The organism is Streptomyces sp. NPDC088400 (assembly GCF_044753355.1).
Classification (GTDB): Bacteria; Actinomycetota; Actinomycetes; order Streptomycetales; family Streptomycetaceae; genus Streptomyces.
The window spans coordinates 52,111-64,642 of the sequence record NZ_JBIVMZ010000003.1 but is presented as its reverse complement, the minus strand read 5'-3'; the positions used below and the strand labels follow the sequence as shown (position 1 = coordinate 64,642).

The window sequence follows — 12,532 nt, the reverse complement described above, 5'->3', positions numbered from 1 at the left end:
ATGCGGGTGATCCCCGTCCTTGGAACCGGACGTCCTTGGATACGTGAATGCTGCACAACCTGTTCAACTGTTGTGGGCAGATTTCCGCGAATCCTTCACAGCAAGTCCGACTCCACCCCGCAGGCCACCCCGCCGGCCGACCCGGCGCCCGGCCGGTTCCCGGGCGCGCGTGTCACATTCCTGACGGCTGCCCTGTCCTACCTCCAGAAGCACCTGTCCGGAGCCTGGAGGCCCGAAATGACCGCCCGCATCTCACTCACCCCGCCCCGAACCCTGCTGAACCGCATCGGCTCCTGGTACTCCCGCCGGATGTACGGCGAGGTACTCGACCCCGGGCTCGCGATGGGCCACAACCAGAAGGTCCTGCTCTCGTACGTCAAGCTGGAGCGCTCCGTCGCCAAGTGGAACGCTCTGGAGCCCGGCCTCAAGCACCTCGCCGTCACGGCAGCCGCGGCCCGGATCAACTGTTCCTGGTGCATGGACTTCGGCCACTGGGAAGGCGGCGAACTCGGTCTGCCGCTCGACAAGATCTCCAAGGTGCCCCGGTGGCGCGATCACCGGGACGCCTTCAGCGAGTTGGAGCGCCTGGTCATGGCCTACGCCGAGGCGATGACCGAGACCGAGCCGGCCGTCACCGACGAACTCGCCGCCGCGCTACTCCAGCCGTTGGGCGAGGCCGCATTCGTCGAACTCACCCTGATGGTCTCGCTGGAGAACTTCCGCTCTCGCACCAACAGCGCCTTCGGCCTCACCAGTCAGGGCTTCTCCGACGCCTGCGCGGTACGTTGAAGCCGTGATCGACGTAGCAGAGTTCGAGCAGCATCGCCCCAGGTTGTTCGGCATCGCCTACCGGATGCTCGGTAGCGTCGCCGACGCCGAGGACCTGGTTCAGGACACCTGGCTCCGCTGCAGCCAGGTGTCCGAGCCAGTGACCAACCCGGGTGGTTACCTCTCCCGTACGGTCACCAACCTGGCGCTCAACAAGCTGACTTCAGCCGCGGCCAGGCGCGAGCAGTACGTCGGCCCCTGGCTGCCTGAACCACTGGTCACCCTGCCGGACGCCGCCGGGGAACTGGAGCTGGCCGAGTCGGTCTCGCTCGCCATGCTGGTGGTGCTGGAGACACTCTCGCCGCTGGAGCGCGCGGTCTTCGTACTCAAGGAGATCTTCCGCTTCTCGTACCGGGAGATCGCCGAGACCCTCGACCGCACCGAGACCTCGGTGCGCCAGGTCGGCTCCCGGGCCACGTCGCACGTCCAGGCGCGTCGACCGCGCTACGAGGCATCGGCCGAGGTGAGGCGCCAGGTCACCGACGAGTTTCTCGCCGCGTGCCTCGGCGGCGACATGAACCGGATGCTGGAACTACTCGCTCCCGACGTCACCGCCTGGAACGACGGTGGCGGAAAAGTCAGGGCGGCCCTGCGCCCGCTGCACGGCGCCGAGAAGGTGGCCCGCTTCCTCACCGCCGTACTCGCCCAGCCGATCGAGGCTCCGCGTCTCGTCGCGGTCGACGTCAACGGCCGGCCCGGCCTGATGCTCACATCGGCCGGACGGCCCGACACCGTCGCTTGCGTAGAGGTCGAGGACGGCCGGATCACCGAGATCCGGGTGATCCGCAACCCCGACAAGCTCCACCACCTCGCCTGACCTGTCGGCCCCCGGACGCTGTGGCAGCGAGGAGGCCCACGACGAGCCACCAGGAACGGCACCAGCGCCTCCGACGGCAGCAGGACGGCCGCCGCGGACGCGGCACACCACAACGTCCACAGTCCACCCGCCCAAGCCATGGCGCGCACACGGGTACGGCGGCGACGGACGAAGCGGGTGAGGGTGGCCGTACAGGTGGCCAACACCAGTGTGTTCAGGGCCGGTAGAGGGCCGGAGCCCAGTCCGGTCATCCCGGTCCGTGCGAACCAGTGGTCCTTGGCGTCCGCTCCCTCGGCGTCCGCCTGGTCGGCGATGAGCGTGAAGACCGACTACCAGTAGACCCGTAAGCCGAGGGGCGTCACCAGGACGGCGACCACCAGCGAACTCGCCCCGGATACCGCCAGGTAGAGCAGGATGCCGAGCCCAGAACGCCATCTCGACGGCATGGAACCGGGCCCAACGCCGGGCGCGTTCGCGCTCAAGTTCTGCGGCCTCGACGAAGACGTCCAGAGTGCGGTGGGCACTAGAGTGATCCGCATGCCGACGTGTGTGCACCTGTTCGCCTATCGGCCGTTGACCCTTGATGCTGTCGCGGAGTTTGTTGGCCTGCCGACGGCACGGCGGGTCACCGAGGACGCCGACGCTGTCGACGCGGAGCTGCGGGGACGTGGGTGGAGCTGGGAGAACGACCTGGTCTGCGACTCCTTGCGCACGAGGTACGGGCACGTACTGTGCAGCGACGAACTCAGTCCGTTCGGGCACCCGGACGCCCGGAACTTTCTCGTGTTCGGCGAGCTGTATCCCCTTGATCCGCAGGACGAGCACATGACGAACGAGGCATGGCTGCGGGGGCACATGGACGACTGGTGTCAGTTGCCCGGCTGGGAGAGCCGTGAGGCGTGTACCGACAAGGACTGCGAAACGGTCTTGGCCCAGGCCGCACAAGCGGTGACCGAGTACCTTGGCACGGAACCCGAGCGGACCCTCCTGTCATCCGCAGCCGTAGTCACCGGCCCTGACCTGAGCCACCGAATCTGGCGCACCTCCACCCACGCCCTGGTGCTGGGGCCGGCGGCCGACAATGGGCCCTACGGCTATCTCACTCACCTGCAGCTCTCCTGCACCCCGCTCTCCTGCGGTCCCGCCCTGCCGACCGCGGACGACGAAGACGCCCTGGCCGACTGGATCACCGCGCACGTCGACTGGTGACCGGCCACCGCGGGGCAGGTGTGTTTCGTCTGCCAGGGTTGTACGCGGACCGGGTTGGTTCGACCGGCGATGCCGGCGCCATGGTTGCGGAGATGTCCGTTGTGGGCTCCGGCCGGGCACATCGCCCCGGACACTCGACGGGGCTGGTCCGGCCGGCGATGTTCCCAAGCGACCATCCGCCAACCGGCTGATCTCCGTGGCAGGTCATGGACCGGTTGTCCATGACCGTGGCGACAATACGGTCATGACCCCCAAGGTGGACACACGCGGGAGCTCGACATCGACGCGGGTCGTCCTGCTGACGCTCGCGGCAGGCCAGTTCCTGATGGCACTCGACAGCTCGGTCATGAACGTGTCGATCGCGACGGTGGCCGACGACGTGGGCACCACCGTGACCGGCATCCAGGGTGCGATCACCGCGTACACCCTCGTGATGGCGATGCTCATGATCCCCGGCGGGAAGGTCGGCGCGCTGATCGGCCGCAAGCGGGCGTTCATGATCGGCTGTGCCATCTACGGATGCGGTTCACTGACGACGGCGCTCGCCCCGAACCTGCCGGTGCTCCTGGTCGGCTGGGCGTTCCTGGAGGGGGTCGGGGCGTCGCTGATCCTTCCCGCGATCGTGGCGCTCGTGGCCGGGAACTTCGCCGTGGAACGCCGTCCCAGCGCCTACGGACTCGTCGCCGCCGCCGGGGCCATGGCGATCGCGGTGGGGCCGCTCATCGGGGGTGTGGCGACGACGTACTTCTCCTGGCGCTGGGTGTTCGCCGGTGAGGTCGTGCTCGTACTCGGCATCCTGGTGCTCGCCCGGCGGGTTGTCGACGCGGCGCCCGACAGGCGTCCGCGCGTCGACTTCGTCGGGGCCGTGCTCTCCGCCCTGGGGCTCGGGATCTTCGTGTTCGGTGTCCTGCGCTCGGACCAATGGGGCTGGTTCCGGCCGAAGCCCGACGCTCCCTCGTGGCTGGGAGTCTCGCCGGTCGTGTGGCTGATGCTGGCGGGCCTGTTCCTGATCTGGGTCTTCCTCCATTGGGAGGCCCGGCTCGTCGTACGGGGCAGGGAGCCGCTCGTGGACCCCGCGCTGCTGGGAAACAAGCAACTCACCGGCGGCCTGACGATGTTCTTCTTCCAGTACCTCGTACAGATGGGCGTGTTCTTCGTCGTGCCGCTCTATCTGTCGGTGGCGCTCGGCCTCTCCGCGCTCAACACCGGCGCGCGCATTCTTCCGCTCTCGCTGACGCTGCTGGCCGCCGCGATCCTGATCCCGAGGCTTTTCCCGGGCGTCTCACCGCGGCGGGTGGTGCGGCTCGGGATCCTCTCCATGCTCGTGGGGGCCGTGGCCCTGATGGCCGCGCTCGACGCCGACGCGGGCGCGGAGATCGTCACGATTCCGCTGCTGCTGATCGGACTGGGCATGGGCGCGCTGGCCTCCCAGCTCGGCTCGGTCACCGTGTCCGCGGTGCCGGACGAGCAGAGCGCGGAGGTCGGCGGCATCCAGAACTCCGTCACCAACCTCGGGGCCTCGATCGGTACGGCACTCGCCGGGTCGATCCTCATCGCCACACTGACCACGTCGTTCCTGACCAGCATCGAACAGAATCCGGCGGTCCCGACCGAGGTCAAGAGCCAGGCGAACGTCCAGCTCCAGAGCGGTGTGCCCTTCCTGTCGGACGCCCAGCTCAAGACCGTCCTCAACGACGCCGACGCGAGCGCGGAGGTGACCGCCGCCGCGCTCGACGCGAACGCCGCGGCGAGACTCGACGGTCTGCGCGCCGCACTCGCCGTGCTCGCACTCAGTGCCCTCATCGCACTGTTCTTCACCCACCGGATCCCGAGAGCTCAGCCAGGTTCGGCCAAGCTGTAGCGGCGGACGGCGCGGTTGTCGGCGCGCATACCCGGACTCTGGTCCGTATCCCGGCCCGGGGCTCCGGTAGCGCTACTTCGCGGGAGAGCAGGGTGTGCAGCAGATGGGGGCTCGTTCAACGCAGACGGTGACGGTGTCGGTGTTGTTGCCGGGGGAGGGATCGCGCTCGTTGCCGGTTACGGTGGCGGTGTTGGTGACCGGGCCGCTCCGGGTGGCCTTGGCCCGCAGGGTGAGGCTCGCGGTGGCGCCCTCGGCGAGGCGGTCTACGGTCCACTGTCCGGTGGCCGGGGCGTAGGTGCCGGAGGAGGCGTCCGCGGACAGGAAGGTGAGGCTGTCGGGAAGCCGGTCGGTGACGACGACTCCGGTGGCCCCGTTCGGGCCCGCGTTGCGGACCGTGATGCGGTAGGTCACGGTCTGACCGACGGTGACGGTGGTCGCGTCGGCCGCTTTCACCACGGTCAGGTCGGCTGCCGGCCTGACCTCGGTGACCTCCTCGTTGGACGTGGCGGTGAGCTGCTCCGCCGTGGGACCGAGCCGGTTTTCGTAGCCGGCGGTGGCGGTGTTGACGAGCCGCCTGCCGGCGCCGGCAAGCGTGATGGTCACTCGGTACTCCACCGTGGTCCCCGCCGGCAGGGTCTCGGTGTTGGGCAGGCTTCCCCCCTGCACGGCGGAGGCGCCGTTGCCGAGTCGGAAGCGGACCTCGTTCGTCTCGTGGTCGTAGGACGCCTGGTCGTCACCGCTCCGGTCGCTCTTCGGCCCGGCGTTGGGGCCGTCGACGATGCGCAGGGACCCGGGCAGGTACGTCGTTCCCTCCGGGACGGCATCGGTGAGGGTCAGGGCGTCGGCACCGCCACCGCCTTCGTTCCTGGCGGTGATGCGGTAGGTGATGACATCGCCCACCTCCAACGGGCCGACGGGAATGGCGGACTTGGTGAGAACCACGTACGGGGCGGTGCCGAAGAAGATGCCGTCGAGGAAGTTTCCGATACCGCGGTTGCCGCCCGCGGCGGAAATGGAGCGGAAAGCGAAACGCGTCAGTGTCTGGCCGGCCGGGACGGTATAGGTACCGGTGTAGTAACCCCAGGCCGTGTTGCCGTCGGTGCACCTGCGCTGCTCGACCGCGGAGCCCGGCGCGCCGATGTCCAGCGCCATGGTGTCCTGCCCCTGACGGCCGCGGTGGTACAGGCGCCAGTACAGCTTGGTTCCCGGAGTGGTCGGCAGATCCTGGTACAGCGTGGCAACCTCGTTCGCGTTGAGCTCGGCGAACTGGGTACCCTCGGCCGCCGGCACACCGTTGAAGCCCGACCGCCATAGTTCGATCATGTGGTCCGTGGCGGTGGTGCGCCAGCCCGGAACTCGTTTCGGTGCCTGCGTCTGCGAGGCGTCCGGCAGAATCTCGTAGCCCGTGACGACGGGCTGTTCGAAGCCGCCGTTGGCCAGTGCGACCCGCAGCGGCGCGGAAGGTGTGGACACAGTTCTCTCCCCTTTTGGTTTCGGTCCTGTTGAGGCGTGCCGTCACACGACGTCACGGATGTGAGTCGCAGCGGCCCCGTGACCGATGGGAGCCGGGTCTCGCCGAATCCGGCATGCGCGCGGGGGAAGTTGTCCCGGCGCAGGCGCTGAGGCTGTGTTGCAGTGTCTCCGCCCTCCCCCCGGTCCGGCTCCTACTGAGAGTTGTTGCCTCCGACGCGCTGGGCAACCACCCTCGTGGAATCACTCGTCTGCCGTCGCGCCCCCAGCGCACGACAGATGCAGGCAACTGCGATCGCGTTCGCCACCGATTCACTCGTAGGTGTGGTTTTACCTCGGTGGTTCACTCCGTAGGCAGCGGCATGGTGAACTGACGTACGAGGTATGCGAGGTGGGCTATGGGCGCGGCGGCCTCTTGGCGTCCGGATGTGGCGGCAAGGACATGGGTCTCCGGTGCGGCGACGGCGCAACTGCCGCTTACGGCGATCCGGAAGCACCGAAGCCCGCCGGTAGGAGAGTGCCCGGCAGCGGCAGCGTCCGTGGGGAATGCCGATGGCCCCGTCACGCGAAACACATGAAACAACGGCACCCTACCGGGGCGCCGTTGACTGTTCGATGTGAAGTTCCGCAACGACGTCGTCAGAGGACGTCGTAGGTCAGGTGCGTCGCGGTCGATGTCGAGATCACGCTCCGCTGCACCAAGGAGCGCGGTGCTGCGCCGGTGAACAGGGGCGTCCCGGCACCGAGCACGACGGGCGCGAGGTGCAGGCTCAGCACGTCGACCAGCCCGGCGTCGAGCGCCGAGCCGATCGTGGCGCCGCCGCCCATGAGGACGACGTCCAGGTCCTTGCCGCTGTCCGACGACGCCGCCTCGGCGCGTTCGCGCGCGGCGGTGACGGCGTCGGGCAGGCCGGTGGTGACAAACATCCAGTCGAGGTCGGTGAGCCGCACCGAATCCGGCTTTGAACTCGTCACGACGACGAACGCGGGCTTGCCGACCTCGCCGGCGCCGTAGCCGGTCTTGTCGTCCCAGCCGTTCGGCCCGTCGACCATGTCGAAAAGCCGGCGGCCGAGGACAACGGCGCCCGAGCGGGCGGTCCCCTCGCGCAGAACCCGGCGGTCGTCGGGGTCGTCGGAGAACGCCCAGGCGTGCAGGGCCTCGCCACCGGTTCCCAGACCGTTGTCCGGGCGGGGATCGGGCCCCGTGACGAAGCCGTCGAGGGAGACCGAGATGTCAGCGATGATTCGAGTCATGCCAGGGCAGACCAGATCCGCCGCCCAAACTCATCGCTCACCGCATGAGGCCGGACGAGTCGGAAGGATGCCGTACCTACCGTGTTCGGTACCGCTGTGTCGCATGCTCGAACACGGATAGGGGCGTCCCTCTGGGGATGCGGACGATGGCTGGGGGGACGACTCAAGCGTTCGGCTTTGCATGATCATGCATTTCACTGCATACTCTTCCCATGTCTAAGGTCCTCACCTCCCTGCCCACCGGCGAGCGCGTCGGCATCGCCTTCTCCGGTGGCCTCGACACGTCGGTCGCAGTCGCGTGGATGCGCGACAAGGGCGCCGTCCCGTGCACCTACACCGCCGACATCGGCCAGTACGACGAGCCCGACATCGCCTCGGTACCCGGCCGCGCGTCGACGTACGGCGCCGAGATCGCCCGCCTGGTCGACTGCCGCGCGGCGCTGGTCGAGGAGGGCTTGGCCGCGCTCACCTGCGGTGCGTTCCACATCCGCTCGGCCGGGCGCCCCTACTTCAACACCACGCCGCTCGGCCGTGCCGTCACGGGGACCCTGCTGGTTCGGGCAATGTACGAGGACGACGTACAGATCTGGGGCGACGGATCGACGTTCAAGGGCAACGACATCGAACGGTTCTACCGGTATGGCCTGCTCGCGAACCCGCATCTGCGGATCTACAAGCCTTGGCTGGACGCGGACTTCGTATCCGAGCTCGGCGGCCGCAAGGAGATGTCGGAGTGGCTGCAGGCCCACGGCCTGCCCTACCGGGACAGCACCGAGAAGGCCTACTCGACCGACGCCAACATCTGGGGCGCCACACACGAGGCCAAGACCCTGGAGCACCTTGACACCGGCATCGAGACCGTGGACCCGATCATGGGCGTGCGATTCTGGGATCCTGCGGTCGAGATCGCTGCCGAGGACGTGACGATCGGCTTCGACCAGGGCCGCCCCGTGACGATCGACGGCAAGGAGTTCGCCACCCCGGTCGACCTGGTGAGGGAGGCGAACGCGATCGGTGGACGGCACGGCATGGGCATGTCGGATCAGATCGAGAACCGGGTGATCGAGGCCAAGAGCCGCGGCATCTACGAGGCACCTGGGATGGCGTTGCTGCACGCGGCGTACGAACGGCTGGTCAACGCGATCCACAACGAGGACACCCTGGCGCACTACCACAACGAGGGACGGCGGCTTGGCCGGCTGATGTACGAGGGCCGCTGGCTCGACCCGCAGGCGCTGATGGTGCGGGAGTCGCTGCAACGCTGGGTCGGCACAGCGGTCATCGGCGAGGTGACGCTGCGGCTGCGGCGTGGTGAGGACTACTCGATCCTGGACACCACCGGCCCGGCTTTCAGCTACCACCCGGACAAGCTGTCGATGGAGCGCACCGAGGACTCGGCGTTCGGTCCGGTGGACCGGATCGGCCAGCTCACCATGCGCAACCTCGACATCGCCGACTCGCGCGCCAAGCTCGAGCAGTACGCCGGCCTCGGCCTGGTCGGTACCGCCCCTCCTGCGCTCATCGGTGCCGCCCAGGCAGCCTCGACAGGACTGATCGGCGCGATGCCGCAGGGTGGCGCCGAGGTCATCGCCTCACGCGGCGAGGTCTCCGGCGACGACGAGATGCTCGACCGCGCCGCGATGGAGTCCGGCACCGACTGACTGACCGGCGTGTCGAGGTAGATGCTGCGGTCCGACGAGTCGGAGCGTCGGCCGGCAGCACTGCCGGCGGCGGGCGCTGCTCCGGGACGCGGTTCCGCTCGTCCTGTCCTCGTCAGCCCAGGAAGGTTCGCAACTCGTGATCCGCCGGACGCCGTCCCTCAATTGCCGGTCGGTCTAAGCTTCCGCCGTGAACGGCACCACACAGGGGATACGGATCAGGCCGGGCAGCCTGGCCGACGCACGAGCCGTGCTGGACATGCTCGACTCGGCGGTGGCCTGGATGAACGATCGCGGCAATACCGAGCAGTGGGGCACAACACCGTATTCGCGCAGGCCCGGCGGGGTGATGCGGGTCGAGCGGTACATGACCGAGAACGCCCCACACATCGCGGAGTTGGACGGAGTACCTGTCGGAGCCCTGGTGTTGGACTCTGGGCCCAGCCCTCAGATGCCGATCACGCCGGCCGAGGAACCTGAGCGGTACGTCCGGCTGCTGGTCTCCGACCGGCGGCACGCAGGTCTGGGCATCGGGGCGGCGCTGCTGGCCCATGCCGTCGAGGAGACCCGGCGGGCCGGTGCGGAGTTGCTGCGGGTCGACTGCTGGGCGGGTGGCGGGGGCGAACTGGTCGCGTTCTACGAGCGCAACGGTTTCACTCCCACCGATCGTTTCCTGTCCGAGGCATGGCCGGGACAGGTATTGGCCCGGCGGGTCGGCCGACGGCGCGTGTAACGCCCGGCGACAGGCTCGTCCGGCGGTCTCCGGGGCGAGATGGAGTCCGGGGCGGATGGCGTGGTGCTGGAGTGCCGGGACGGTCTGCTGGAGACGGGCGCCCCCCAGGGCAGGGCGCCGGCCGGCCAGTCGGTACCGGTGTTCCTGCGTCAGCCGTGTTGGGCACGTCAGCCGTGTTGGGCCCGGTCGTACACCTTCCTGGCCGTGGCTCCCAGCACTTCTCCCTGCATTTCGGTCGGTGTCAGGGAGTCCAGCGAACTGTTGACCGAGACCAGGACGCCGTTGCCGGTGGTGGTGTTGAAGTCGGCCAGCCACGGGCCGCCGCTGGATCCGCCGCTCATGTCGCAGGGGATGGCCTGCAGGCCATCCTGCTTCTTCGCCGTACCGACGCAGTGAAGGAGTTCCTCGCCGAGCTGCGGGCGGGTGGCGGAGTAGCCGAAGGAGGAGATGGTGCCGCCGACGGGGCGGTTGAAGGCGATGTCCTGGCCGCCCACGACGTCGGTCAGCTTGCGGCCGTTCTTGTCGGTGTCGACGACCAGCGCGGAGATGTCGTCGGTGGAATCCGTCTCCCAGCTGCGTGGGGTCACGGCGGTGCGGACCGTGAACGCGCCGTGTGGTTTGGTGCCCTTGTTGTAGCCCGGGACGAACACCATCGACATGTTGGTGTTGCCGGGGGAGGAGCCCCGGCGCACGCAGTGTGCCGCGGTCATCACGGCGGAGCGATTGGCGCTTTTCACGGCGCTGGCCGTGCACCAGGTGTCGGCGCCGTTCGCGTTGACGAAGAAGAGCCGCCCCACGGTCTTCAAAGCGGTCCCCTGCCACGGTTTGGCCTTCGGTCCGGTCGGACCGAGGTCCACGGACTTCCCGACGGCTTTCATACGGGCGGGAGTCCAGTAGGAGAGGGCTTCCTGGCGTTCCTTGGCGGTGTACGTCATGACGGAGACGGGGTCGGCGGAGGTGGCACGGGCCTGGCCGGTGGCGGCTGTCGCCGGGATCGGGGCAGCGAGAGCGAGGGTCGTACCGGCCACGGCTATTCCCATGGCCCGGCCACGGAGACGCCGGATCATGGAGGTCAGTGTCTCGGACATAGCGGATGGCTCCTCGGCTGGTGCGGGCTGTGGACAGGGGCTGTCGTTCCGCTCTGCAAGAGAGTCGAACTCGCCTGCTCGGTTGCGTTGTCGACGATCTGTGACACAAGTGCGCGGTACGTGCCCCCCGATCACCTCGTTCCCGGGCAACTCCGCAGTGGCTTCTCGGTGTTCCTGGGTGCTGGCGGCGAACCGACCCGACTTGAGGAGGGATGGCGGCCGACGTTCCGATACCGGTCCGGACAGTCGGCGCGGCGACGCTGGTACGGATGGCCCGGACCCTGGGTCTGGGCGATGACGGATCCGGTCGCCTGACAGCTTTCCGGATCATGACCGGGTCTTGGGGCTTGGCGCGGACTGGCTTCCTTTGTGGGACGTCTCCCTGGACGGGGCGCCGATCGAGTTCGCCGCTGAACTCGACGGAGCCCGCCCGCGCGCCCGCTCGGACTGGCCCTGCCCCTCCTCCACGGCGCGGCGAATCTCGCGGAGTTGGTGGGATGCGGGGACGACGGAGCCTCCGGGACCCGACGGGGTTTCCAAGGCGTCAGATCATGAGCAGGAGCCGCGTGTGCGGTACGAGCTTCCGGTTCACGCTGGTGCTCTGGACGAAGATCGTGAAGTCGTCGTTGTGGTCCGGTTTGACGCGCACTTCCACGTCCGGCAGGCCGAGCAGGGCGCGGGCCTCGGGCCCCGTGTACACCTGGTCCGTCTTCTTCTCCAGCACGGCAATCTGCTTCCGTGCCTGGATCTTCTCCGACTTGCTCAGCTGGTAGAACGCACCACCGGTACGGTAGGTGTGCCCGCATTCGATGACCCAGTCCCGGATCGCCGTGTCACGAGCCACCGAAATCAGCTGGTACTCCGACGGATTCACCGGGGTGAGACCGGCCGCCTTGACGGTGTCCTTGTTGACCGCTTCCGCGCCCACGGAGAACACCGCCCGCGATCCCCGGATGCCCTGAGCGCGGCCCACCATGAATTTCTCGGTGGCCTCCTGGATGACCTGCCCGGCCTCCTCCAGACCCTGGGTGCTCGTGGCGTCCCAGATGGCGATGTTTTCCTTCGGGAAACCGCACCGCATGGCCTCGTGCTTGCCCATCTGGTCCGGCACGAGGACGGCCAGCGTCCAGTTGTCCTCCTGTGTCTCGATCATCTCGGCCACGGCCTCGACCAGTTCACGCGGATCCCTGGCAGGGGCATCCGGGCAGCGATGACTTGCGTTCTCCTGGCCGTCGGTGAGTACGAACGTCAGGAAGCTGTGGTCGCCGTACAGTTGAGCTGTCTGCGCCAGCTCTCGCTGTGACTTCAGTGCCGCCGCCAGCAGAGCCGTCATACCGCCGACTCGATACAACTCCTTCAGCGACGGCATCCGCAGCACGTCCTTGTCGTAGATGACGCACTCCACCTTGTTCGCGAAGACGTACACCGTGACGCGGGTTTCCTGGTCCAGTTCCCTCGATCGGCGGGCGAGATAGGCAATCTGCTGGTCGGCGACTTCGACGACCTTGCGGCTCAGGTGCGACATGGACGAACTGGCATCCAGTACAAGAGCAACGTGATTGATGTAGTTCTGATTTCCGGACATGACAGCTCACTCTCTTCCCGACTCGATGT

The 12,532-nt window shown here is 68.0% G+C and carries 10 protein-coding genes; 6 read left to right on the top strand and 4 right to left on the bottom strand.

Annotated features, from left to right (window positions below; translation table 11 throughout):
* The first annotated feature begins 237 nt into the window (after positions 1 to 237).
* The 4 genes from ACIQD6_RS08415 (at position 238) to ACIQD6_RS08400 (ending at position 4,715) form a co-directional block, all read left to right on the top strand.
* Positions 238 to 789 carry a carboxymuconolactone decarboxylase family protein gene (locus ACIQD6_RS08415; RefSeq protein WP_401879761.1) on the top strand — a complete coding sequence of 184 codons (552 nt, stop codon included), beginning with the start codon at positions 238 to 240 and terminating at the stop codon, positions 787 to 789.
* Positions 790 to 793: 4 nt separating this feature from the next.
* Positions 794 to 1,645, top strand: coding sequence for an RNA polymerase sigma-70 factor (locus ACIQD6_RS08410; protein ID WP_401879758.1), 852 nt, complete (start codon positions 794 to 796; stop codon positions 1,643 to 1,645).
* A gap of 414 nt (positions 1,646 to 2,059) precedes the next feature.
* A complete protein-coding gene (locus ACIQD6_RS08405; protein WP_401879755.1) occupies positions 2,060 to 2,854 on the top strand; it encodes a hypothetical protein in 795 nt (264 codons plus the stop codon).
* A gap of 244 nt (positions 2,855 to 3,098) precedes the next feature.
* Positions 3,099 to 4,715 (top strand): MFS transporter, encoded by a 1,617-nt coding sequence (locus tag ACIQD6_RS08400; RefSeq protein ID WP_401879752.1) that lies wholly within the window; start codon positions 3,099 to 3,101, stop codon positions 4,713 to 4,715.
* 72 nt (positions 4,716 to 4,787) lie between these two features.
* Here ACIQD6_RS08400 and ACIQD6_RS08395 read toward each other — a convergent pair whose 3' ends face one another.
* Both ACIQD6_RS08395 and ACIQD6_RS08390 read right to left on the bottom strand, forming a co-directional pair.
* Positions 4,788 to 6,188, bottom strand: a complete 1,401-nt coding sequence (locus tag ACIQD6_RS08395; RefSeq protein ID WP_401879749.1) for a hypothetical protein — start codon at positions 6,186 to 6,188, stop codon at positions 4,788 to 4,790.
* A gap of 636 nt (positions 6,189 to 6,824) precedes the next feature.
* Complete coding sequence (locus tag ACIQD6_RS08390) at positions 6,825 to 7,439, bottom strand: dihydrofolate reductase family protein (RefSeq protein ID WP_401879746.1); 615 nt, start codon at positions 7,437 to 7,439, stop codon at positions 6,825 to 6,827.
* A 212-nt stretch (positions 7,440 to 7,651) separates the two neighbouring features.
* On the opposite strand from ACIQD6_RS08390, the gene argG reads away from it, so the two are divergent.
* Together argG and ACIQD6_RS08380 are read left to right on the top strand one after the other, a co-directional pair.
* A complete protein-coding gene (argG, locus tag ACIQD6_RS08385) occupies positions 7,652 to 9,100 on the top strand; it encodes an argininosuccinate synthase (protein ID WP_401879743.1) in 1,449 nt (482 codons plus the stop codon).
* Positions 9,101 to 9,287: 187 nt separating this feature from the next.
* Positions 9,288 to 9,830 carry a GNAT family N-acetyltransferase gene (locus ACIQD6_RS08380; RefSeq protein WP_401879740.1) on the top strand — a complete coding sequence of 181 codons (543 nt, stop codon included), beginning with the start codon at positions 9,288 to 9,290 and terminating at the stop codon, positions 9,828 to 9,830.
* A gap of 167 nt (positions 9,831 to 9,997) precedes the next feature.
* Here ACIQD6_RS08380 and ACIQD6_RS08375 read toward each other — a convergent pair whose 3' ends face one another.
* Positions 9,998 to 10,918, bottom strand: a complete 921-nt coding sequence (locus ACIQD6_RS08375) for a trypsin-like serine peptidase (protein WP_401879737.1) — start codon at positions 10,916 to 10,918, stop codon at positions 9,998 to 10,000.
* A gap of 544 nt (positions 10,919 to 11,462) precedes the next feature.
* A complete protein-coding gene (locus ACIQD6_RS08370; RefSeq protein WP_401879734.1) occupies positions 11,463 to 12,503 on the bottom strand; it encodes a vWA domain-containing protein in 1,041 nt (346 codons plus the stop codon).
* Positions 12,504 to 12,532 lie beyond the last annotated feature (29 nt).

Coding starts and splice junctions, on each gene's coding strand:
- argG (WP_401879743.1), top strand. CDS start 7,652: ATGTCTAAGGTCCTCACCTCCCTGCCCACCGGCGAGCGCGTCGGCATC.
- ACIQD6_RS08405 (WP_401879755.1), top strand. CDS start 2,060: ATGCCGAGCCCAGAACGCCATCTCGACGGCATGGAACCGGGCCCAACG.
- ACIQD6_RS08400 (WP_401879752.1), top strand. CDS start 3,099: ATGACCCCCAAGGTGGACACACGCGGGAGCTCGACATCGACGCGGGTC.
- ACIQD6_RS08415 (WP_401879761.1), top strand. CDS start 238: ATGACCGCCCGCATCTCACTCACCCCGCCCCGAACCCTGCTGAACCGC.
- ACIQD6_RS08370 (WP_401879734.1), bottom strand. CDS start 12,503: ATGTCCGGAAATCAGAACTACATCAATCACGTTGCTCTTGTACTGGAT.
- ACIQD6_RS08375 (WP_401879737.1), bottom strand. CDS start 10,918: ATGTCCGAGACACTGACCTCCATGATCCGGCGTCTCCGTGGCCGGGCC.
- ACIQD6_RS08390 (WP_401879746.1), bottom strand. CDS start 7,439: ATGACTCGAATCATCGCTGACATCTCGGTCTCCCTCGACGGCTTCGTC.